Source organism: Pseudomonas sp. MS19, from assembly GCF_013277615.1.
In the GTDB taxonomy this organism is placed as follows: domain Bacteria; phylum Pseudomonadota; class Gammaproteobacteria; order Pseudomonadales; family Pseudomonadaceae; genus Aquipseudomonas; species Aquipseudomonas marincola.
Genome location: NZ_VBTO01000004.1, coordinates 156,052 through 177,219, shown reverse-complemented (window position 1 = coordinate 177,219; position 21,168 = coordinate 156,052). Strand labels below are relative to the sequence as shown.

Annotated in this window: 21 protein-coding genes; 10 read left to right on the top strand and 11 right to left on the bottom strand. The window is 57.8% G+C overall.

Annotated elements, in window-relative coordinates; genetic code table 11:
- Positions 1 to 69: 69 nt before the first annotated feature.
- The 6 genes from nhaC (at position 70) to FEZ62_RS02005 (ending at position 6,561) form a co-directional block, all read left to right on the top strand.
- The gene (gene nhaC, locus FEZ62_RS02030; protein WP_090514060.1) at positions 70 to 1,536 is read left to right on the top strand and encodes a Na+/H+ antiporter NhaC; all 1,467 of its coding nucleotides are present in this window, start codon (positions 70 to 72) and stop codon (positions 1,534 to 1,536) included.
- Between the two features lie 351 nt (positions 1,537 to 1,887).
- A complete protein-coding gene (gene nhaD / locus FEZ62_RS02025) occupies positions 1,888 to 3,264 on the top strand; it encodes a sodium:proton antiporter NhaD (protein WP_172926650.1) in 1,377 nt (458 codons plus the stop codon).
- Positions 3,265 to 3,296: 32 nt separating this feature from the next.
- A complete protein-coding gene (locus tag FEZ62_RS02020) occupies positions 3,297 to 3,599 on the top strand; it encodes a winged helix-turn-helix domain-containing protein (protein WP_069901189.1) in 303 nt (100 codons plus the stop codon).
- A gap of 26 nt (positions 3,600 to 3,625) precedes the next feature.
- Entirely contained in the window at positions 3,626 to 4,186 is a 561-nt protein-coding gene (locus FEZ62_RS02015) for a VTT domain-containing protein (RefSeq protein ID WP_172926649.1), read from the top strand.
- Between the two features lie 56 nt (positions 4,187 to 4,242).
- On the top strand, positions 4,243 to 5,226 hold the full coding sequence (gene rlmF / locus FEZ62_RS02010; RefSeq protein ID WP_242454861.1) for a 23S rRNA (adenine(1618)-N(6))-methyltransferase RlmF: 984 nt from the start codon (positions 4,243 to 4,245) through the stop codon (positions 5,224 to 5,226).
- Positions 5,227 to 5,643: 417 nt separating this feature from the next.
- Entirely contained in the window at positions 5,644 to 6,561 is a 918-nt protein-coding gene (locus tag FEZ62_RS02005) for a haloalkane dehalogenase (protein ID WP_172926647.1), read from the top strand.
- A 273-nt stretch (positions 6,562 to 6,834) separates the two neighbouring features.
- Here the strand turns inward: FEZ62_RS02005 and FEZ62_RS02000 are convergent, their stop codons facing one another.
- The 6 genes from FEZ62_RS02000 to FEZ62_RS01975 all read right to left on the bottom strand — a co-directional run bounded on the left by FEZ62_RS02000 (position 6,835) and on the right by FEZ62_RS01975 (position 13,263).
- Positions 6,835 to 10,269 carry an AAA family ATPase gene (locus FEZ62_RS02000; protein ID WP_172926646.1) on the bottom strand — a complete coding sequence of 1,145 codons (3,435 nt, stop codon included), beginning with the start codon at positions 10,267 to 10,269 and terminating at the stop codon, positions 6,835 to 6,837.
- A gap of 90 nt (positions 10,270 to 10,359) precedes the next feature.
- Complete coding sequence (locus tag FEZ62_RS01995; RefSeq protein ID WP_172926645.1) at positions 10,360 to 10,656, bottom strand: type II toxin-antitoxin system RelE/ParE family toxin; 297 nt, start codon at positions 10,654 to 10,656, stop codon at positions 10,360 to 10,362.
- A complete protein-coding gene (locus FEZ62_RS01990) occupies positions 10,656 to 10,910 on the bottom strand; it encodes a type II toxin-antitoxin system ParD family antitoxin (RefSeq protein WP_172926644.1) in 255 nt (84 codons plus the stop codon). Before FEZ62_RS01990 ends, FEZ62_RS01995 begins: the two co-directional genes overlap by 1 nt.
- A gap of 117 nt (positions 10,911 to 11,027) precedes the next feature.
- A complete protein-coding gene (locus FEZ62_RS01985) occupies positions 11,028 to 11,525 on the bottom strand; it encodes a DinB family protein (RefSeq protein WP_172926643.1) in 498 nt (165 codons plus the stop codon).
- A 92-nt stretch (positions 11,526 to 11,617) separates the two neighbouring features.
- Positions 11,618 to 12,838, bottom strand: coding sequence for an exonuclease subunit SbcD (gene sbcD / locus FEZ62_RS01980; RefSeq protein WP_172926690.1), 1,221 nt, complete (start codon positions 12,836 to 12,838; stop codon positions 11,618 to 11,620).
- A gap of 8 nt (positions 12,839 to 12,846) precedes the next feature.
- Positions 12,847 to 13,263 carry an AsnC family transcriptional regulator gene (locus tag FEZ62_RS01975; RefSeq protein WP_172926642.1) on the bottom strand — a complete coding sequence of 139 codons (417 nt, stop codon included), beginning with the start codon at positions 13,261 to 13,263 and terminating at the stop codon, positions 12,847 to 12,849.
- A 171-nt stretch (positions 13,264 to 13,434) separates the two neighbouring features.
- Here FEZ62_RS01975 and yjeH point away from each other — a divergent pair, with 171 nt between their 5' ends.
- Together yjeH and FEZ62_RS01965 are read left to right on the top strand one after the other, a co-directional pair.
- On the top strand, positions 13,435 to 14,712 hold the full coding sequence (yjeH, locus tag FEZ62_RS01970; protein WP_090514083.1) for an L-methionine/branched-chain amino acid transporter: 1,278 nt from the start codon (positions 13,435 to 13,437) through the stop codon (positions 14,710 to 14,712).
- Positions 14,709 to 15,188, top strand: a complete 480-nt coding sequence (locus FEZ62_RS01965; protein WP_172926641.1) for a GNAT family N-acetyltransferase — start codon at positions 14,709 to 14,711, stop codon at positions 15,186 to 15,188. The genes yjeH and FEZ62_RS01965 overlap by 4 nt, the downstream gene beginning before the upstream one ends.
- Positions 15,189 to 15,263: 75 nt before the next feature.
- Here the strand turns inward: FEZ62_RS01965 and FEZ62_RS01960 are convergent, their stop codons facing one another.
- Positions 15,264 to 15,548: an encapsulin-associated ferritin-like protein gene (locus FEZ62_RS01960; protein ID WP_069901171.1), complete on the bottom strand. Its 285-nt coding sequence runs from the start codon at positions 15,546 to 15,548 to the stop codon at positions 15,264 to 15,266.
- A gap of 220 nt (positions 15,549 to 15,768) precedes the next feature.
- Here FEZ62_RS01960 and FEZ62_RS01955 point away from each other — a divergent pair, with 220 nt between their 5' ends.
- A complete protein-coding gene (locus tag FEZ62_RS01955; RefSeq protein ID WP_172926640.1) occupies positions 15,769 to 17,112 on the top strand; it encodes a TAXI family TRAP transporter solute-binding subunit in 1,344 nt (447 codons plus the stop codon).
- 79 nt (positions 17,113 to 17,191) lie between these two features.
- Positions 17,192 to 18,199: a nucleoid-associated protein YejK gene (gene yejK / locus FEZ62_RS01950; protein WP_069901167.1), complete on the top strand. Its 1,008-nt coding sequence runs from the start codon at positions 17,192 to 17,194 to the stop codon at positions 18,197 to 18,199.
- 232 nt (positions 18,200 to 18,431) lie between these two features.
- On the opposite strand, the gene FEZ62_RS01945 is transcribed toward yejK, so the two are convergent.
- The 4 genes from FEZ62_RS01945 to FEZ62_RS01930 all read right to left on the bottom strand — a co-directional run bounded on the left by FEZ62_RS01945 (position 18,432) and on the right by FEZ62_RS01930 (position 21,165).
- Positions 18,432 to 19,367 carry a glutathione S-transferase family protein gene (locus tag FEZ62_RS01945; RefSeq protein ID WP_172926639.1) on the bottom strand — a complete coding sequence of 312 codons (936 nt, stop codon included), beginning with the start codon at positions 19,365 to 19,367 and terminating at the stop codon, positions 18,432 to 18,434.
- 66 nt (positions 19,368 to 19,433) lie between these two features.
- Positions 19,434 to 19,769 (bottom strand): GIY-YIG nuclease family protein, encoded by a 336-nt coding sequence (locus tag FEZ62_RS01940; RefSeq protein ID WP_172926689.1) that lies wholly within the window; start codon positions 19,767 to 19,769, stop codon positions 19,434 to 19,436.
- On the bottom strand, positions 19,762 to 20,238 hold the full coding sequence (locus tag FEZ62_RS01935) for a nuclear transport factor 2 family protein (protein ID WP_172926638.1): 477 nt from the start codon (positions 20,236 to 20,238) through the stop codon (positions 19,762 to 19,764). The genes FEZ62_RS01940 and FEZ62_RS01935 overlap by 8 nt, the downstream gene beginning before the upstream one ends.
- A 162-nt stretch (positions 20,239 to 20,400) precedes the next feature.
- A complete protein-coding gene (locus FEZ62_RS01930) occupies positions 20,401 to 21,165 on the bottom strand; it encodes an amino acid ABC transporter ATP-binding protein (RefSeq protein WP_069901159.1) in 765 nt (254 codons plus the stop codon).
- Positions 21,166 to 21,168 lie beyond the last annotated feature (3 nt).

Below are 21,168 nucleotides of genomic sequence, written 5' to 3'. Positions count from 1 at the left end.
CACCCGCACTACCCGCCGAGGCCCGCTCCAACTAAAGAGCGGGCCTCGGCGTTTGTAATTGGTACTGACATGTCTAACCCGCGCTCCCCTTCTCTTTTCGATGCACTGCTGCCGATCAGCGTGCTGATCGTTCTGCTTGGCCTGTCGGTCTTTCTGTATGGCGACAGCTCTTCCAGCGGCCCCAACCAGATTGCGCTGATGAGCGCTGCGTTTGTCGCCGGCGTGATCGGCCTGAAAAACGGGTGGCGCTGGGCAGACATCGAAGAAGGAATTCTGGCTGGCATTCATCTGGCCATGAAAGCCAACCTGATTCTGCTCGCCGTGGGTGCGCTGATCGGCACATGGATTCTGGCCGGCACGGTGCCCACCATGATCTGGCTCGGCCTCAAGCTGATTTCGGCCGAATATTTCTACATCACCAGCTGCCTGATCTGCGCCCTGACGGCGCTGTCGATCGGCAGCTCGTGGACGGTCGCCGGTACGCTTGGTATTGGCCTGATGGGCGTCGCCTCGGGCCTCGGCCTCGATCCGGCGATTACCGCCGGGGCAATCATTTCCGGCGCCTACTTTGGTGACAAGCTCTCGCCGCTGTCCGACACCACCAATCTGGCCCCCGCCGCTGCCGGATCGGACCTGTTCGCCCACATCCGCTTAATGCTGCGCACCACCGTGCCGGCGTTGTCGATTGCGCTGGTGATCTTCTTTGTACTCGGGCAGAACGCTGCCGAAAGTCATGACACCGGCCGCATCGCTGAAGTGCTGCAAGCGCTGGAGAGCCAATTCAATCTGGGCTGGTACCTGCTGCTGCCGGTGGCCATGCTGCTATTTCTGGCCGTGCGTCAGTGCGCGGCATTCCCGGCCATTTTCATTGGCGCGCTGGTCGGCGCCGTGTTCGCCGTGATTTTCCAACCGGATGTCATGGCTCGTCTGGCCGACCCGGCAGCGGGCAGTCTGTCTTCGCTTAAAACCGTATGGACGGCTCTGTTTGCCGGTTACGAGTCGCACAGCGGCAACGCCTCGCTGGACGGCCTGCTCTCCAAAGGCGGCATGGGCAGCATGTTGACGACCGTGTGGCTGATCATCTGCGCCATGTGTTTTGGCGGTGTACTGGAAAAGCTCGGCTTGCTCCAGCGCCTGCTCGAAAGCGCGATTCATCTGGCCAAGAGCACCAGCAGCCTGATCGCCAGCACCGTAGTCACAACCATTGGCACCAATATCATTACCGCCGACCAATACATTGCGCTGGTATTGCCGGGCCGCATGTACCGCGCCGAATACGAGAAGCGCGGCATCGAGCCGGTTTACCTGTCACGCGCACTCGAAGACGGCGGCACGCTGACCTCGGTTCTGGTGCCGTGGAACACCTGCGGCGCTTACATGGCGGCCACGTTGGGGGTTTCCACCCTGACCTATCTGCCGTACTGCTTCTTCAACCTGATCATGCCGTTCATGGCGATCTTCGTGGCCTACACGTGGCCGCCCAAAGCACTGGCGGAAACGGGCAAAGCCGACGCCGCAGAAAGCGAAGCGGCATAAGCTGCTGTCACGCACATCGGGCAGCTGCGCATGGCTGCCCAATGCTCGCCTATCCGGTAATTTTTCCGGTTTTGCTGCACTGAGCCGCTTATTCTGATAAATCACTTTCCTTATGCCCTGCTATTCAGGCATCTTCTTCACCGCATCAAGAGCCCACGGCGCTAAACCGCCGGTAAAAAGCCCAGATTCTGTACAAGAGTTTCTCGAGTAAAAAGCTGGCAACCGCAGTATTGATAGCCTCTGGTGAGCCCTAAACGCTGCCAGCGCGCCTGCCTGACGCCAACTTCCGACTGACCAATCAGCTCGGCAATCGACCACCTGCGTACAGAATCGAACTCTGGAATTCTGATCATGTATGTGTTGATGGCGCTGGTATTTGTACTCGGTTATCTGTGTATTGCGTTCGAACATCCGTTAAAGATTGATAAAGCCGCCTCAGCGCTGCTCACGGCCGTCGTAACGTGGACCATTCTGGTGCTCGGCGCCGATGTGATTATTCCGCATGTAGCCAATATCAGCGTCGGCCACGACAGCAACTCCGAATACGTGGTGCATCAGCTGCGCGAGCATCTCGGGGAAATCTCCGAGATCCTGTTCTTCCTGCTTGGCGCCATGGTGATTGTCGAGTTGATCGACGCTCACGAAGGCTTCAAGACCGTCACCGACCACATCACCACCAACAAGCGCGTCAACCTGCTCTGGTTGATCGGCCTGCTGACCTTCTTCCTTTCCGCTGCACTGGATAACCTCACCACCACCATCGTCATGGTTTCGTTGCTGCGCAAACTGATCGACGACCAGCAGGACCGCTGGTTTTTCGCCGGCATCGTGATCATTGCCGCCAACGCCGGCGGCGCGTGGTCGCCGATTGGTGACGTGACCACAACCATGCTCTGGATCGGCGATCAGATCACTGCCAGCAGCATCATCGGCAACCTGTTCCTGCCAAGCCTGATCTGCCTGCTGGTGCCGATGATTTACCTGAGTTTCCGCCTTAAAGGCGAAGTCGAGCGCCCGCCCGAGTTCAAATCTGAAGAGAGCCTGCGCAACCCGACCACGCCGTTTGAGCGTAATCTGGTGCTGTGTCTGGGGCTGGGTTGCCTGCTGTTCGTGCCGGTCTTCAAGTCGGTCACCCATTTGCCGCCGTACATGGGCATTTTGTTCGGGCTGGGTTTCATGTGGGTGGCGACGTCGATCATCCACCGCGACAAGAACATTGAAGTCAAACATCCGCTCTCGGTCGTTGGCGTATTGCGCACCATCGACAGCACCAGCGTGCTGTTCTTCCTCGGCATCCTGCTGGCGGTATCGAGCCTGGCAACCGCCGGCCACCTTGACCAAGTGGCAATTGCGCTGAAAAACAGCCTGGGCAATATCTACTCGATCAACATCGCCATCGGCCTGCTCTCCTCGGTGGTCGATAACGTACCGCTGGTGGCCGGCGCCATGAACATGTACCCGCTGGTGACCCCGGAAGCGCTGGCAAACGCTGGTGAAAATGCCAGCTGGCTGCAGAGCTTCGTGCAGAACGGCGACTTCTGGGAACTGCTGGCCTACTGCGCAGGCACCGGCGGCAGCTGCCTGATTATTGGCTCAGCAGCCGGCGTGGCGGCGATGGGCATGGAGAACATCAACTTCATCTGGTACCTGAAAAAGATCAGCCTGCTGGCACTACTCGGCTATCTGGCGGGCGCTGCCTGCTACATTGGCATGGCGACGCTGGCTTGATCGCAGCAAATGGAACAGGGAGCAACAAGGCGATGACGGCAGCGATCAGCAAGACCAAGAGCAGCTTTTACCGACGCCTGTATGTGGCGTGGCTGATCGACAGCGGCGAAGCGTGCAATGTCCCCGCGCTGATGCTCGCCACCGGCATGCCCAGACGCACCGCCCAAGACACCATCGCGGCGCTGGCCGACCTGGATATCGACTGCCAATTCGTGCAGCAGGAAGGTGAACGCAACAATGCCGGCAACTATGCAATCGGTAACTGGGGCGCCATCGACAAACACTGGATCGGCGCGCACCTCAAGCAGATCAAAGCAGCATTGGGCTATCCTTGAATCTGGCGTAATCCGCTGGAGGCGCAATGAGCGCAGGTAAACGACTGTTATTGGTGGTGCTGTTTCTGCTCGCGCTGTTCGCCTTGTTCGAGGTCACCGGTCTGCGCCAGCACTTCAGCCTTGAAGCGCTTAAATCAGTCATTCAGATGCATCCGGTCAGCGGGCTTTTATTGTTCGTGCTGATGTTTGCACTCGGCAACCTGATCCAGATTCCCGGCTGGGTTTTTCTCGCCGCCGCCGTACTCGCGCTGGGCCGCTTGTGGGGCGGAATTGCAACTTACGTTGCCGCATGCCTGTCGTGCACCTTCACCTACTTCACCATCCGCTACATGGGCGGCAGCGCGTTACGCGAACTGAATAACAAACTGGCCAAACGCTTGCTGGCGGGTCTGGATAAACGCCCGGTGCTGAGCATCAGTGCGCTGCGCATGCTGTTCCAGACCGTGCCGGCGCTGAATTACGCACTGGCGCTCTCGGGCGTGCGCTTTCGCGACTACCTTTTAGGCACGCTGCTGGGCCTGCCAATTCCGTTGGCGCTGTACTGTATATTCTTCGACTACCTGGGCGCGGCATTGCATATCAGCTAGCCATGCGCGCCTCAATGTGAATAATGCCCAGCCTGCGCTTACCCAAACGGATCACCATGCCACGCCAACCTGCACCGCCAAAGCCAAGCAAAGCTGACTCTGCCAAGGGCCAACTGCATCCGCGCAATCGCCATCAGGGCCGTTACGACTTCCCTGCGCTGATCAAATCCAGCCCGGAATTGGCGGCATTCGTGATTATCAATCCGTATGGCAAGGAGAGCATCGACTTCGCCAATCCGGCGGCGGTCAAAGTCTTCAACCGGGCTCTGCTCAAACAGTTTTACGGCATTGCCCACTGGGATATCCCGGCAGACTACCTGTGCCCGCCGATTCCGGGGCGTGCTGATTATCTGCATTATCTGGCGGACATGCTGGCCAGCTGCAATGGCAAACAGATTCCCCGTGGCGCCAATATTCGCGCGCTGGATATCGGCGTGGGTGCCAACTGCATTTATCCGCTGTTGGGCCATTGCGAATACGACTGGCACTTTGTCGGCGCGGATATCGCCGCCGAAGCCATTGCATCGGCCAGCGCAATCGTTAAAGCCAACAAGCTCGACAAAGCCATCGAGTTGCGCCAGCAAACCGATAGCCGCCACATATTCACCGGTTTGATCAACGCCGATGATTATTTTGACCTGACGCTGTGCAACCCGCCCTTTCACGCATCCCCGGAAGAAGCCACACGCGGTAGCACCCGCAAATGGCGCAACCTCGGCAAGCTCGACCCCAAGCGCAAACTACCGGTGTTGAATTTTGGCGGCCAGGCGGCAGAGTTGTGGTGCAAAGGTGGCGAGGCGGAGTTCGTCAACCGCCTGATCAAAGAGAGCGCAGAACATGCCAGCCAGGTGTTTTGGTTCAGCACCTTGATATCCAAGGCTGGCAACCTCGGCGGCGTCTACAGCGCCCTGAGCAAAGTCGGCGCCCTCAACGTACGCACCGTGGAAATGGCCCAAGGCCAGAAGCAAAGCCGCTTCGTCACATGGACCTTCTTAACGCCCGAGCAACAGAAAGACTGGGTAAAAACCCGCTGGAAATAAAGGACGGTTAAGCCGCTCTGCGGCTAAACCGTCAAGGCAAGCATCGCTTGCCCGAATACGATCATAAATCGCCATGACGGATTGCCCGCAGGGCTATCCATCCTCCACGACGTGGCACGCCTCAAACCCAAATCACCGGATAACGGGATAACCGGAAACCCAGAGGATGGTTAAGCCGCTTTGCGGCTAAACCGTCAAGGCAAGCAAAGCTTGCCCCGATACGATCATAAATCGCCATGACGGATTGCCCCGTGGGCTATCCATCCTCCACGATGTGGCAGGGTTCGACTGGATGGATAAGGCTTAAACTATCCCCCGTCAGCTAACCTGATAAGGCAACATTCACGTCATTCGAAAGGTTGAACACCGCCGGGAGCGGGTACATTCTGCGAGGTAATCCCACGCAGAGGTTCAATCATGGATGTTCTACGCACCCCGGACAGCCGGTTCGAAAATCTCCCCGGTTACCCATTCAAGCCCAACTACCTGACTCTCGACGACAGCGAAGGCGGGCAATTGCGCGTGCATTATCTCGATGAAGGCCCCGCCGATGCTGCGCCGGTATTATTGCTGCACGGTGAGCCGTCATGGAGCTACCTCTACCGCAAAATGATCCCCACGCTGGTCGCCGCAGGCCATCGGGTCATCGCGCCCGATCTGGTTGGTTTTGGCCGCTCAGACAAACCCAGCAAACGCACCGATTACACCTATCAGCGCCACGTTGACTGGATGCAGGCCGTGCTTGATCAACTCAAACTGACCAACATCACACTGGTGTGTCAGGACTGGGGTGGTTTGATCGACCTGCGCCTGGCTGCAGAAAACCCGGACAGATTTGCCCGCGTCGTAGCCGCCAATACCATGCTGCCCACCGGCGATCATAATCCGGGCGATGCGTTCAAGAGCTGGCAGGAGTACTCGCAGAAAACCCCGGAATTTGCCGCAGGCGCGATCATCAGTCGCGCGACTACCACCGAACTGTCACCAGCCGTCATTGCGGCTTACGATGCGCCCTACCCCGACGAGTCGTACAAAGAAGGCGCACGGCAATTTCCGCTGCTGGTGCCAACCACGCCGGATGATCCCGCAGCCGAGCGTAACCGTGCGGCGTGGCAAGTGCTGATGAAGTGGAAAAAACCCTTCCTCACCGCATTCAGCGACTCGGACCCGATCACCGCCGGTGGCGATAAACTCATGCAGAAATTAATACCCGGCACCCAAGGCCAGGCCCACACAACCATCTTCAATGGCGGGCACTTCCTGCAGGAAGATCAGGGCGAGAAACTGGCAGAAGTGGTGGTCGACTTCATAGCTGCAAACCCGGAGGATGGTTAAGCCGCTCCGCGGCTAAACCGTCAAGGCAAGCAACGCTTGCCTGGATACGGCCATAAATCGCCATGACGGATTGCCCGCCGGGCTATCCATCCTCCGTGACGTGGCACGCCTCAAACCCAAATGACCGGAAACCCGAAACCCGGAGGATGGTTAAGCCGCTCCGCGGCTAAACCGTCAAGGCGAGCAACGCTGCCCGGATATGACCATAAATCCCCATGACGGATTGCCCCGACGGGGCTATCCATCCTCCGCGATGTGGCTGGGCGTATGGGCTTAAACAGCGAATTGCTTGTCCAGACCGCTGTATCCCATGCCGATGGCTTTGTGAACTTTCAACTGCACGGGGATTCGTTCTTTCAGCGCCTCGACGTGGCTGATTACACCGATCATCTTGCCGCTGGCGTTGAGGCTATCCAGCGCATCCAGCGCAATCTCCAGCGTCTCGCCATCGAGGGTGCCAAAGCCTTCATCCAAAAATAGCGAATCGATGCTGGTCTTGTGGCTGACCAGATCCGACAACGCCAATGCCAGCGCCAGACTGACCAAAAAGCTCTCGCCGCCGGACAGCGTTTTGGTGTCGCGCGCCACATCGCCCTGCCACGTATCCACAACTTCAAGCTCCAGCTCACCCTGAGACTTGCGCGCCAGCTGATAGCGGCCATGCAATCGCTCAAGCTGCTGATTGGCCAAATAGACCAAATGATCGAGCGTCAGACCTTGGGCGAACTTGCGAAATTTAGCGCCATCCGCCGAACCGATCAGGCTGTTGAGCTGCTGCCACACATCGTAATTGGCTTGTTGCGCGTCGATCTGTTCAAACAGGTGCTTCTGGCTCAATCGCCGCGCATCATCGCCTTGCAGTTGGGCGCGAATCTCGCCCAGGCGTTCACTCAAACCGCGCAGTTGCGCATTGAGCTGCACAAGCTGCTGCGCCAGATCATCATCACTCAGCTCGGCCAACGCTCCGCTTGGCGCAGTGCGTTGCAGTTCGGCGAGACGCACGTTGCAATCGCTCTCCAGCGCCAGCGCCGCAGCGATATCGTTCGACAAACGTTGCTGCAATTCACGCAGGTTCTGGCGCTCTGCATCATCAAGCAATGCGCCGAGAAACTGCGCCTCATCAGCAAACGGGCTGGCCGCCAGCGCGGCGAGCCAGTCCTTACTCAAGGCTTGCTGCTCCTGTTGCTCGCTTTCGATACGCGCCCGTAGGGTTTGCAGCTGGCCGTGGAGTTGGTCGGCTTGTTGCTGCGCGCCTTGCCAGCTGCGCTGCAAAGCCTGCAATTGCTCTTGGGGCTGTGCAACCGGGGCCATAGCAGCGAGCGGCTCCTGCGCCTGATCCAGCCAACGCTGTTGCCAGTTCTGCGCCTGCTCTTGCGCCAGTTGTAGCGCGTACTTCTGTTCTTGCTGCTGGATAACCAAACGCTGGCTTGCCGCCTCATCGTCCTGCCAGCTTTGCCACGCCGCGCGCTGCTGGCGCAACCAGTCAGCCGGCGCATCAGGAAGGCTGTAGCCCAGCGTTTGCAGGGCGTCGTTCAGACTCGCCAGCGCTTGCGCGTGCTTGTTTTGCAGCAGCTGCAATTGAGCCGCACAGTCTTGTTGGCGCAATTGCAGATTGCCTTGCCTGATCACCAGCGCCTCAAGCTCGGCATTGCAGCGACTCACTTCACGCTCGGCCAGCAAGCGGGCATCTGTCGCTTGCTGGGCGGCGAGTTTTAGCGCGTCCAGTTGCGTGAGGCGTTGTTGTTGCTGCGCCACATGTTGCAGGTGATCGTGCTGAGCAGCTTGCAAGGTCGCGGCGTCGGTAAGTGATTGGCCAAGAATCTCGCAGGCCTGTTGCCAGCGCAGATCACACTCGCCCAAACCCTTCTCGGCCGCAGCGATTTGCGCCTGGGCCTGAGCGATTTGCGTTTCCACCACACCCAGGCGTTTATTCAGCGCCTCGCCCTTGCTGCGCACGCCATCCTGTTCGGTCTGCTTGGCCTGCAACGCCTGAGCCGTTTGCGACGGGCTGAGCGCCTGATACTCGGCAATCGCCGGGTGCTCGTGCGAGCCACACAGCGGACAGGCCTCATCAGGCTGGAGGGCCGCGCGATAATGCTCCAGCTGTTGAATACGTTGCTCTTGCTCGAGCAACTTTTGCTTATCGGCGATCTGCTGCTTGAGGTCGACAAACTGGCTGCGCAAGGTCTCGCGCTGCTGATTGAGTTCAACCTGTTCGGCTTGTTGCGACGTCAGCTGCGATTGCGCCAGAGCGTGCTGATCAAGCCATTGCTGACGCTGAGTCAGCAGCATTTCCAAACGCTCAAGCTGACGCCCGCGCTCGGCGAGTTGCTGCGACTGCTCACGCAACGCGGCGTCATCCTGTCCGGCAAGCAACGCCTGCCATTGGGCCTGCGCATCGGCGGCAGACTGCTCGGCGTGTTTGAGTTGGCCTTGCGCGCTATTCAGCGCAGTTTGCTGCTGGGTTAATTGCGCCGCGAGTTGAGCGAGCTGCTCATTAAGCTGTTGCTGCTTGTCGCGCTCAGTTGCCTGCTCCTGCTGGTTTGCCTGCAAAGCCCCGAACTGCTGTTCCCACGCAGAAAGATGCGCGCCAAGCTGAGCCCGCTGCGGCTGAACCGCCAAACGCTGAGCAACCTCCTCGCTGCGCTGCTGCAAAGCCTGCAATGCAGCCGACTCAGCCTGCAAGGCTTGCTCGCTGATCTGCTGGCCTTGCCACGCCTGCTGGCAAATTTGCTGCAGCACATTGGCATGCTGATTATGCAACTGCTGCGCCTGCGTCTGGCTGCCCTGCAACTGACGGCTGATGCGTTGCTGCTCACGGAACAACGGCTGTAACTGGCTCGCCGGCTCGCTCGCCGCCAACTGCTGCAACTGCGGCTGCGCCTGACTCAACGCTGACTGGGCCGCGCCTGCTTGCTGCTGCGCTTGCTGCAACTGCGCTTGCGCCTTGGATTTGGCCTCACGCCACTGCGCTTGCGTGTTGAGGCCAGCCTGCTCTGCGCCAATGCGTTGCTCATCCAAGGTAACCTGGGCAACCTCGGCATTGAGTTGCTGACGCTGCTCGTCACTGAGCAATTCAAAGCCTTCAGCCTTGGCCCGCAACTGATCGAGGGCGGCTTTAACTTCACGGGTTTGCTCGAATACCCGCTGCGAAATCTGCCCGTAAATATCAGTACCGGTCAGCTCCTCGAGCAACTCGGCACGCTGGTTGGCATTGGCCTCAAGAAAGGCGGCAAAACCGCCCTGAGCAAGCAACATCGACTTGGTGAAGCGCTCAAAATCGAGACCCGTGAGACGCTCGGTTTCACGCAGTTTTTCGTTGATCTTGTCGGTGACGATGCCGCCGTCCGCCATCTGCGCCAGCTCCACCTTCGGTGCCTGCAACGCCCCATCGGCTTTGTCGCGGGCACGGCGCTGGCTCCAGAAAGCCCGGTAGCCCACGCCCTTAACCTCGAACTCAACCTCGGCCAGACATTCGGCGGTGTGGCGCGTCATCAACTCATTACTGCCCGCCGACACCGTACTCATGCGCGGCGTACGGTGGTACAACGCCAGGCAGATGGCATCGAGCAATGTGGTTTTACCCGCACCGGTCGGGCCGGTAATCGCGAATAAACCGTTGTCTTTGAATGGCTCGGCAGTGAAGTCGATCTTCCACTCGCCCTTCAGCGAGTTGAGGTTCTTGAGGCGCAGGCTGAGGATTTTCATGTAAAGGTCGCAGGCCAGTAGAGCCGCTATTCTGGCATTGTCGGCCGCGGCGTGCAGGGGATAGTTATCGGAGCAGTAACAACCTGGAGTTCAGTCCATAAGCCTTTGAGGAGCATCCATGTCTTCATGGAGTACGCGGACCACTAAGATGCCTGCTGCATCAACGCGATAAAATATATCGTGATGTTTGATGCGCAGCTTTCGATATCCCGCCAAGATATGACTGTAATCGACTCCCAATAAGGGGTTATCCAGCAGATGACTTAGACCCATTTCAAGCTGATCTAAGTATTTGTCAGCCTGGTCCACGCCCCACGTTGCCGCCGTGTAGAGCCAAGCATCAACGAAATCCGAGTCAGCCTTCGCAGTGACCTTTAGTGAGTGCATCAGCCAGCCGACTTCAATCGGGAGCGTGCAGCTTGCTTGATGCTGCGCATATCAAGAGGCTTAGCATTTGCGCTCGACTCCCCAGCAATGAGTGCCTGACGGAGCGTAAGGACACGCTCGTGAGATTGCTGGTCGCGCCGAATGAGGTCACGAATATACTCGCTGTCGTTGCCGAAATTCCCGCTCTCAATCTGTTCCTTGATCCAATGATCCTGTTGCTCGGTCAAGGTGATTGTCTTTCGATGCATAGCCATTGTTGGTAAACCTCCAATATACGAGTATGAAATAATCATACCCCCATACACAAAAGCGTCAACCTGACCAAAGAATGGATAGGATAGAGGCTAAATTAAGGAGCCGACTTCAATCTTTCAGGTATTGACTCGCCTATTTGGCTCTGCGTCGTGAAGATATCGCGTGAATGTATCTTTCGGACGCTCAAGTCCATTTGCTGCCAATGTTCGCGATGCCATACCCCTGTGATTGCTGCCGTGAGTTAAGAGGTGAATCAGTACTTCTTCAACTGATAGTCTTCCTGAATCCCCGTCAGTGAACTTGAAAGAGATGACTTGGCTCATGGTTTCAGGGACTGCTGTGGTAGCAAAATGCACCAGCCATGAATCATTTTTCTCAATTCTTTCTTTCAGCTCTGAGAGCGTTGGTGTTTCGAGCGTATTGTCCGCTGAGTAGAGTTCAGGAAATCCTGTCATCCGGCTGATGAATAAGCTGTCAACGACTGTCGTGTGATTGAGGATTCTAATGAAGTACTCGGCATCGTTCTCAGGGAGCAAATGAAGTTGGCGCTCTCCGAAAGCAAGCAACTCTGCATTTGCCCATTTTTTGTACTTAAATGCGTTCTCGAATAACAATTCAGAAATCCTCATGACCCGAAGAGGGCAATAGCTTCTAGCTACAGTAGCTAAAGCTGAGTTAGCAGCACAGAGTCCTCCAACCTAGAGCCTCATCCCCGCTCATTCTGCAATCGTTCAAGCATTTCACGATAAAGCTCTTGCAGCCTCACCTGGTCCACTTTATCCAGCGACTCGGTACTCAACCGCTGCGCGAAGACTTGTTCTGGGCTGAGTTCGTCGAGGGTTTCTTTGGCGTCGCTGAACAAATTTGTTGTCGCTGCGCCACGCTCGCGGCGGATGCGCAGCACTTCGACCGGCAGCCCTTCGCACAATGCGGCGATGCGCACTTGCAGGTCACTCAGGTAATCATCCGCGCTGACTTGAATCTCCAGCCAAACGGGCCGCTGGTCCGTGCCTTGTTGGGCGGCATCTGTGATCAATGCTTGCAGCTCTTTCAGGGTTCCCTTGAGTGACAACAGCACTTGCGTGCGCGGCACTGCGAGTGCGCTGACCTGCTGCAGACCACTTGAGTCGAGATCAACCAGCAAGACTTCTTTTTGCTGGCGGGCTTCATCGAAGCTCAGCGCAATCGGTGAGCCGCAATAGCGAATGCGTTCAAGACCTGCAACTTTCTGCGGCCGGTGAATGTGGCCCAGGGCGATGTAATCGACTGCGGGGAAGGCATTGGTCGGGAATGATTCCAGGGTGCCAACGTAGATCTCACGCACAGACTCACTTGCACTGGCGCCAACTGTGGTGAGATGGCCGGTGGCGACTATTGGCAGGGGCAAACCCAGCTCAGCGCGCTTGGCCTCGGCCAACTCGAACAGCTGCTGGTAATGCCCGGCGATGGCCTGCTGCAGCTGTAACTGTTTATCGGCGCCACTCTGCCCTGCCTGGCTAAGCAGAACATCACGCGGGCGAATAAACGGAATGGCGCAAAGCACCGCACCGGGCGTGCCATCGCGGTGATCAAGCACCAGCACTTGCTCGGCCAGATCATCGCTCACAGCTGGGATCACCCGCGCGCCGAGTTGCGCGAGCAGTCGCTTGTTTTCACCGAGCATGGCCACTGAGTCATGGTTGCCGCCGAGCACAACCAGCGCGCAGCCGGTTTGGCGCAACTCGACGATGAAGTCGCTGTATTGTTCGCGGGCGTAACTCGGCGGTGCGCCGGTGTCGAATATATCGCCGGCGATCAGCACAGCATCAACTTGATGCGCTTGCACTTGCTCGATCAGCCAGGCGCAAAACTGCTGATGCTCGGCGTGCCGGGTCTTGCCCATGAAGTGCTGGCCGAGGTGCCAGTCCGAGGTATGCAGAATCCGCAGGGGCTTGCTCACATCAACCAATCCTTGACCATTACATGGGTTTTGACTTTGCGGATGCCGGGAAACTGCTCGATATCACCGCGAATTTCACCGAGTCGATGCATGCTGGGCGCTTCGATATACACCAGCATGTCGGTCTCGCCGCTGATGCCGCTGCAGCGGCGGATCTCTGGATACACGCGCATGCGCTCGACGTATTCTTCGCAGCGCGCACCGCTGTAGAACAGCTCGAGATAGGCTTTGACTGCCGCTGACGGTTCGGCCATGCGTGCGTGATAGCCGAGTATCGTGCCGGTCTGTTCCAGCTGCCGAATACGCTCGCCGACCGCCGAACGCGACAGGCTTATTTCACGGGCGATCTGGCTCACGCTTATGCGGGCATCGGCACGCAACAGGGCAATGATCTGTTGATCGAATTTATCCACAGGTGTTCTCACGCAAAAAAATCAGAGTGGCGGGCAAATACGTCATTTTGCCGTAAAGTGCCGCCACTTTGCCGGAGCTGCTGCAACGGCTGGCGAATTAATATGGCTATTAGTTAAAGCCGTTACAGGCTGTTTATTTTCAATAAGTTGCCATTACTCAGAGCATACATCATGAGCCGCCTCAACCAAGAACTCAGCCTGCTGCAAGGCATCGGCCTGTTAAGCACCTCATTGCTCGGCACCGGCGTTTTTGTGGTGCCCGCACTGGCCGCCACGGCTGCCGGCCCGGCTTCGTTGTGGGCGTGGATGATCTTGATTGTTCTGGTGTTGCCAGTGGCGTTCACCTTTGCCCAACTTGGCCGGCACTATCCGCATGCCGGAGGTGCGCCGCACCTGATTGGCCGGGGTTTTGGTCCGCGCATGGAGCGGGTGAGCGCCTTGCTGTTTCTGGCGGTTCTGCCCGTCGGTTTGCCGGCGGCCCTGAATATTGCCAGCGGTTTCTGGATGGCATTGTTCGACCTCAACAGTTATCAACTGCTGATGGTGCAAATCGCCACGCTGGCGGCCATGTTGATACTCGGTCAGCGGCCAGCCAAAGCTTCGGGAATGATTCAGGGCGCAATTGCCATCGCGATTATTGCAACGGTCGCACTTATCTGGTGGCTGGGCGACTTGCCGCACGACAGCCAGCCGCTATTGCCGACCCAAACTCAATGGCAGTTGCTACCGGCAGCGCTCGGGGTGATGTTCTGGTGTTTCGTCGGCATCGAGGCATTCACCCACATGGGCGAGGAATTCAAGAACCCGCAGCGCGACTTCCCGATTGCCCTGCTCCTCGGTGTGTTGCTCGCCGGCTTCGTGTATTGGGCCTGCTCGGTGGCCGTGCTGAGTTTCGGCACCTATGGCGATGTAAACAGCGACGCCACTTCGCTGCCGCGCATGCTGCATATTGTGCTGGGGCCGAAGGCGGCGTGGTTGAGCGCGATGATCGGCTATCTGGCCTGCTTCGCCTCGATCAATATTTACGTGCAAGGCTTTGCCCGTCTGATCTGGAGCCTGGCCGAAGAAAACAAGCTGCCGAGAGCGCTGGCCGAACGTAACGCTCAGGGCATGCCGGCGCGGGCGCTGTTGCTGGTGGTGGTTTGCTGCGCCATCTGTGCAACGCTGGCGTGGAGTTGGTCGCTGTCTATCGATCAGCTGATCCGCTACGCCAATGGCAACTTCATTCTGATTTATCTGCTGAGCATGGCCGCCGGCTGGATACTGCTTAAAGGCGTATGGCGCTGGCTGGCAGGATTCAGTACCTTGCTGTGCGCCTGCGTGCTGGTGTTTCTCGGCCAGGACGCGATCTACGCGCTGGCACTGCTGGGCGTGTTGATGCTTATCGACATTGCCAACAGCTGGCGCCTGAAGAAAAACAATCCCACCCTGAAAGAGAAGACTTCATGAGCCGCATCGTTCGTGCCGATTTAAGCCTGCCCGCCCATGCAGACGCCTTGATATTCCTGCTCAATGAATATGCCAAGGATGATATGGGCGGCAAGCAGGAACTGGATGAGGCGGTTAAGCAAAATCTTGCCAGTACACTGGCCAAGCGGCCGGGCACTCATGTGGTCATGGCGTTTGTCGAGGATGCGCCTGCGGCGCTGTTGATCAGCTTCGAAGGCTTCTCGACCTTTGCCTGCAAGCCACTGCTGAACATTCATGATGTGGTTGTGCTGCAGCAGTTTCGCGGTCGCGGTCTGTCGAAACAGCTGTTGGCCGAAGCCGAGAAAATTGCGGTTGAGCAGGGCTGCTGCAAGTTGACGCTGGAAGTACTGCAAGGCAATCACATTGCCCAAGCCGCGTACACGGCATTCGGTTTCAGCGGGTATGAGCTGAGCCCGGAAACCGGCAAGGCAATGAGCTGGCAGAAAGCTATTTAGGCAAGACGTGAAGGCTGCCGCTGCGCGGACATATCGCAGCAGCAGCCTCGCCCTCAATGTTTGCGCATGGCCCTGTCAGTGAGCGATGCGCTTATCAGTAAACATGTAATCCTTGAGCTCTTTATTGAGCACTTTATCGCGCCGGCGAATCCACTCAAGCACCATGGCGGCATGCTCTTTTTCTTCGTCGCGGTTGTGGATAAGTATCGCCTTCAACTCCTCATCCTTGCAGGCATCGACCCGTTGGTTGTACCAGTCGACCGCTTCCAGTTCTTCCATCAGCGAAACAATCGCCCGGTGCATATCACGGGTTTCATCACTCAGCTCTTCAATTGGCTCGTGATAGCCTTCATTCGACATACAGTGACCTCCGGAGTCGTTGACCCGCACACCTGCGGATTCCATTACAAATACTAGGCGAATTTGAGTGTAGCCAAGCTTGAATGCTTATCTAGCCCGCAAAGTTAGAGCTCCGGCACAGTGCCAAGTTCTGTGCGCTGCCGGCAAATGGCAAATTAGCCATACCGCTCGCCGCCACTAGACTCTATTCTTAAAGACGGACCCGAGAAAAGGATGCCCCATGCGCCGTGTACTAACCGATCTTAAAATCATGCTGCTGGCCAACCTCTGGATCGTGCCGGTACTCGCAGCATTGATTGGCGCCGTGTTTTATTTTGTTGCCCCACCGCCGTCGATGCACGCCACCATAGCCACAGGCGCCGAAGGCGGTGCGTACCGCGTGTTTGGCGAAAAGCTCAAGGTCGAGTTGGCCAAAGAAGGTTTCGACCTGAAACTTCAGCCCACCACCGGCTCGCGCGAAAACCTCGAAAAACTGCTGGAGGATGATCCGCAGGTGCAAATCGGTCTGGTGCAGAGCGGCATGGAGCAGTTGCTCAAGCCGCAGCAGCAGAACAAGTTGCTCAGCCTTGGCGCGGTGTATCACGAGCCACTCTGGCTGTTTTACCGCAATGAAGTCAGCCTCGATAAAATCACCGACCTGCAACATATGCGTGTGGCCTTGGGCAGCGCCAACAGCGGCACAATGGCCGTGGCGGCAGCAATCTTGAGCGCCAACGATATTCTGCCTGACAGCTACCCAAGCGAATGGCAAACCATCGGCGGCAGCAAGGCGGCCAATGCGCTGCTGACCGGCGAGGTCGACGCCGCCTTCTTTGTCGGCCCGGCCGAAAGCCCGAGAATTCAACAAATCGCCTCCAACCCCGATATCACTCTGGCCAACTTCCGCCGTGTGGATGCCTACGAGGCGCGCCTGCCATTTCTGAGCGGGATCAAAGTCGGTGAAGGCCTGCTCAATCTGGCGCAGAATGCTCCGGCGCAGAACACCATGACCTTGTCGCCAATGGCCACGCTGGTGATCAACGAAGACTTCAATCCGGGCCTCGCCGCGTTGTTTCTGCAAGCGGCCACCACGGTGATGAAGAACGGCACCCTGCTCGACAAAGCCGGTGAACTTCCCAGCGCCGACCCACACACGTTCAAGCTCTCCAGCGACGCCGAGCACTTCTACAAAAACGGCCTGCCGCTGCTGCAACGCTACTTGCCGTTTCGCATTGCCTCGCTCGCGGACCGTTACATCATTCTGCTGATTCCGTTGCTGGTGGTGCTGTTTCCGTTGTTCAAAGCTGTCGGCCCGCTGTACCGCTGGCGGATTCGGGCACGTATTTATCGCTGGTACAAATACCTGCGCGAGATCGACCGCCAACTGCACGAAGGCAGCCTGCCAGAGCATCTCGACGCCGAGATCAAACGTCTGGACGCGTTGCAGGACGAGTTGGCGCGAGTGGAAGTGCCGCTGTCCTATTCCAACGAACTGTACGACCTGCACGTGCACCTGCGCTACGTGATCGAACGCCTGAAAACCCTGCAAAAGCGCCGCGCCAAGAACAGCGAAGCCAGCGTTTAATCAGGTAAACTAGCGACCATTCTCAGCGGCGCGCTCATCGCGCCGCTGTTCCCTGTTGTAGATTTTCACGAGAGTTCTCATGCCGATCCGTCACTGTATCGTCCACTTGATCGACAAGAAGCCAGACGGCAGTCCAGCCGTATTGCACGCCCGCGATACCGAACTGGAAGCCTCGCAAGCCATCGAAAACATGCTCGCCGACCTCAACGAGAGCTACAACGCCAAGCAAGGCAAGGCGTGGGGTTTCTTTCATGATGAGTCCGGCGCTTACCCTTTCAGTGGCTGGCTGAAACTCTATATGGACGGCGGCAGCGACTTCACCGCGTTCAGTCGCCAGGCGGTTGAACACCTGCAAAAGTTGATGGAAGAATCCAACTTGTCGGTCGGTGGCCACGTGTTGTTTGCCCACTACCAGCAAGGCATGACCGATTATCTGGCCATCGCTCTGCTCCATCACAGCGAAGGCGTAGCCGTCAGCGACAGCCTCGATGTGACGCCAGCCAAGCATCTGGACCTCGGCCAATTGCACCTTGCCGCACGGGTCAATATCTCGGAGTGGCGCAACAACTCCAGCTCCAAGCAGTACATCTCGTTCATCAAGGGCAAGAACGGCAAGAAGGTATCGGAATACTTCCGCGACTTTATCGGTTGCCAGGAAGGCGTCGACTCGCCGAGCGAAACCCGTACCCTGCTCAAGGCATTCAGCGACTTCGTCGAAAGCGAAGACCTGCCCGAAGAGCAGGCCCGCAGCAAGACCGACACGCTGGTCGATTACGCCACCAGCCAGGCCAAAATTGGCGAGCCGATGACGCTTGAGGCGCTGTCTGGACTGATCGACGAGGAACGTCCCAAAGCGTTTTACGACCACATCCGCAACAAGGATTACGGCCTCTCGCCAGAGATTCCGGCAGATAAGCGCACCCTCAATCAGTTCCGCCGCTTCACTGGTCGCGCCGAAGGCTTGTCGATCAGCTTTGAAGCGCACCTGCTGGGTTCCAAGGTCGAATACGACGAGGCACAGGACATCCTGACCATCCGCAACCTGCCGACCCAGCTCACCGATCAGTTGAAGCGCCGCAAAGACTGATCAGACGGCAATAACTACACACACATAAAACCCCGAGTCCGGTTGGCTGGCCTCGGGGTTTTATGTTTCAGAGATTGGCTATTGTCGCCTAAACGCCGGCAACCCAACTCAGCGGCAAAGAGCCGCCCCAAAACGCCCGCGATAAAATGCAAAACCCGATTTCAGCTGACTGAAATCGGGTTCTTGGGAATGCAGACAAAAAGCCCGCTATTGCCACGTAACTAACAACGTATCACGCCGGTTTGATCTGAAAACCAAAGCGCGGGAAGTGCACGTTTACCGAACCGGCGCGTGGGTCTTCGCGGCGCAGGATCAGCTCTTCGCTGCCGCTGAACAGCAATTCGCCGGCCACAGGATCGACGCCGTAATCAGTGGCGGCAATAGTGACCTGCTGACCAGCCTTGAAGCCGTTCGGGTCGCTGAAAGACTCTTCAGGCAAGGCCGCTGCGCTGGCTTCACGGGCAACGCCGATGGCTTCTTCGCCGCTCATTTCGCTCATTGCGCCGTGGCCGAAACCGAGTACCCGATCAAGCCACGCCACCACGTCCGGATAGGCATCAACCAGTGGCGAGGTAACGGGCGTGGCGCGCAGGAACCACAGCGCATGCGCCATCGAGAAATCAGCAACACTCGGCTCGCCAAACAGGTAATCACCCGACTGGGCGGCCAACTGTGCTTGCAGGCGCTGCATGATGGTCGGCCATTGGTGCTTGGCTTGCTCAACACTCAGGCGTTGCGCCGAGCCGCCGGTGAACAGCGCGGTGCGGTCTTTGACAAATGCCTGCAAGAACTCGGGCGGCACCTGGGCAAACCGCACGGCAATCGACTCGGGCTGAAACACCAGGCTCACGGCATGCTGAAACACCACGGTGTCTACCCATTGGGCGAAACTTGCGACCGCAAATTCCGCTTCAGCCGGGTGCAGCGTCGGTGTGGCTTTTTCTGCATCCAGACGACGGGCGATCAGCGCGGTATCGCAATAGATGTCGGCGCCGACTTGCAGCACCGGAGTTTTGCGGTAGCCGCCGGTCAGGGCCAACAGGTCGTCTTTAGGCATGATTGGCGGGATCATTACCGAACGCCATGAAAGCTGTTTGAAGCCGAGCATCAAACGGGTTTTTTCGGCGAACGGTGAGTTCGGGTAGTGGTGCAAAATCAATTCGTGCATGACCAACTCCGCAAGGCTGTATCCAAACCTTGAGCTTACGCGGCACGCTGCCATCGGCCTAGTCGTTTAGGCTGATGGCGCCTCATCAGTCGTGACTATGGCCAAAGCGTCCTCAACCAACGCCTCCTTGGCGGCCTTGCTCAAACGCTTGATTGCCCGCTCGCGGCGTAACGCATCGCCTTTGCTCAGGCAAAGCTCGGTATACACCAAGGCAACGGCCGGGCTTGAGCAAAAGAAACGCGCGCCCTTGCCGCTCTGGTGCTTGATGAAACGCCGCTGCGGGTCATCGCTGATGCCGCAGTAGAGCGCACCATTGGCGGCGCGCACCAAGTACACGAACCAGTCTTTGATGACCGCTGCGGCGGGTTGTTGGATGTCGGTCACTTCTGCCAAATCACTCAGCCTTACGCGCAGCCTGAAATTGCCCAAGGCCTTTGGCCGCCTGAGCGCGGATGGCCTTCTGCACCGGCGGCAGCCAGCCGATCAGCAGACCTTTGAAACCCAGCGCCTGACGCGCCCAGCCCCAGAGATTGAAGTGATCGTGATGCTCAGCGATCTTGCCCTGCTTGAACACAAAGCGCGCCTCAACGTGATTGACCACGGTGTTGCCGGTTTGGCTGAACAGATAACGGGCGGTCCAGGTGGCGCGGCCTTGCTGATCATCTGCCTGAACATCGGCGAAGGTCACGCTGAAGTTCTGCGCGCGCGACGTCAGCATGCGCCACATATCGGCCGCATTTTCACCGCGCAGATCGGTAAATACCGGGTCGCTGAACTGCACATCGGCGCTGTAACAGCTGGCCATCGTCTCAGCATCCAGCGCTGCAAACGCCCGATAAAAGCGCGTGATCAATTCGGCGTTGGGATGCATGTCGCTGCCAGGCGCGCAAGTCGGTGTCATAGTGTGGAGCGCTCGCAAAAAGAGTCGACGCGGGTAGCGTCCGATATGGCACGAGTTTACGCGAACCCCGCCGATTTGCGGCCACAAAAAAGGGAGTCTTGCGACTCCCTTGTAGTTACAACTGCCAGTGGATCAATGCAGGATCTGGCTGAGGAACAGTTGCGTGCGCTCGTTTTTCGGATTGGTGAAGAAGGTGTCCGGCTCGGCTTCTTCGACAATCTCGCCACGGTCCATGAAGATCACCCGGTTGGCAACGGTGCGCGCAAAACCCATCTCGTGCGTTACGCAGAGCATGGTCATGCCGTCTTCTGCCAGGCCGATCATGGTGTCGAGTACTTCCTTGACCATTTCCGGATCGAGTGCCGAAGTCGGCTCATCGAACAGCATGATTTTCGGCTTCATGCACAGCGCACGGGCAATCGCCACACGCTGCTGCTGACCACCGGAAAGCTGGCCGGGAAACTTGTCGGCCTGCTCCGGAATTCGCACGCGCTCCAGATAATGCATGGCCACTTCCTGCGCTTCACGCTTGGGCATCTTGCGCACCCACATCGGCGCCAGCATGCAGTTCTGCAGCACGGTGAGGTGCGGGAACAGGTTGAAGTGCTGGAACACCATGCCGACTTCACGGCGTACTGCTTCGATCTGCTTGAGGTCGTGAGTCAGCTCGGTGCCGTCCACCACGATGCGGCCCTGCTGGTGTTCTTCCAGTCGGTTGATGCAACGAATAGTCGTCGATTTACCTGAGCCGGAAGGGCCGCACAAAACGATACGCTCACCGGCCTTGACGTCCAGATTGATGTCTTTGAGCACGTGGAACTGGCCGTACCATTTGTGTACGCCCTGCATCAGGATCATGCCTTCTGCAGCCTCAGGCTTTTTAATTGCTTCACTCATGGG

Bases quoted from the DNA above. Each gene is read 5' to 3' on its own strand.
- nhaC (WP_090514060.1), top strand. From the start codon at position 70: ATGTCTAACCCGCGCTCCCCTTCTCTTTTCGATGCACTGCTGCCGATC.
- nhaD (WP_172926650.1), top strand. From the start codon at position 1,888: ATGTATGTGTTGATGGCGCTGGTATTTGTACTCGGTTATCTGTGTATT.
- FEZ62_RS02020 (WP_069901189.1), top strand. From the start codon at position 3,297: ATGACGGCAGCGATCAGCAAGACCAAGAGCAGCTTTTACCGACGCCTG.
- FEZ62_RS02015 (WP_172926649.1), top strand. From the start codon at position 3,626: ATGAGCGCAGGTAAACGACTGTTATTGGTGGTGCTGTTTCTGCTCGCG.
- rlmF (WP_242454861.1), top strand. From the start codon at position 4,243: ATGCCACGCCAACCTGCACCGCCAAAGCCAAGCAAAGCTGACTCTGCC.
- FEZ62_RS02005 (WP_172926647.1), top strand. From the start codon at position 5,644: ATGGATGTTCTACGCACCCCGGACAGCCGGTTCGAAAATCTCCCCGGT.
- FEZ62_RS02000 (WP_172926646.1), bottom strand. From the start codon at position 10,269: ATGAAAATCCTCAGCCTGCGCCTCAAGAACCTCAACTCGCTGAAGGGC.
- FEZ62_RS01995 (WP_172926645.1), bottom strand. From the start codon at position 10,656: ATGCACTCACTAAAGGTCACTGCGAAGGCTGACTCGGATTTCGTTGAT.
- FEZ62_RS01990 (WP_172926644.1), bottom strand. From the start codon at position 10,910: ATGGCTATGCATCGAAAGACAATCACCTTGACCGAGCAACAGGATCAT.
- yjeH (WP_090514083.1), top strand. From the start codon at position 13,435: ATGAGCCGCCTCAACCAAGAACTCAGCCTGCTGCAAGGCATCGGCCTG.
- FEZ62_RS01965 (WP_172926641.1), top strand. From the start codon at position 14,709: ATGAGCCGCATCGTTCGTGCCGATTTAAGCCTGCCCGCCCATGCAGAC.
- FEZ62_RS01960 (WP_069901171.1), bottom strand. From the start codon at position 15,548: ATGTCGAATGAAGGCTATCACGAGCCAATTGAAGAGCTGAGTGATGAA.
- FEZ62_RS01955 (WP_172926640.1), top strand. From the start codon at position 15,769: ATGCGCCGTGTACTAACCGATCTTAAAATCATGCTGCTGGCCAACCTC.
- yejK (WP_069901167.1), top strand. From the start codon at position 17,192: ATGCCGATCCGTCACTGTATCGTCCACTTGATCGACAAGAAGCCAGAC.
- FEZ62_RS01945 (WP_172926639.1), bottom strand. From the start codon at position 19,367: ATGCACGAATTGATTTTGCACCACTACCCGAACTCACCGTTCGCCGAA.
- FEZ62_RS01935 (WP_172926638.1), bottom strand. From the start codon at position 20,238: ATGCATCCCAACGCCGAATTGATCACGCGCTTTTATCGGGCGTTTGCA.
- FEZ62_RS01930 (WP_069901159.1), bottom strand. From the start codon at position 21,165: ATGAGTGAAGCAATTAAAAAGCCTGAGGCTGCAGAAGGCATGATCCTG.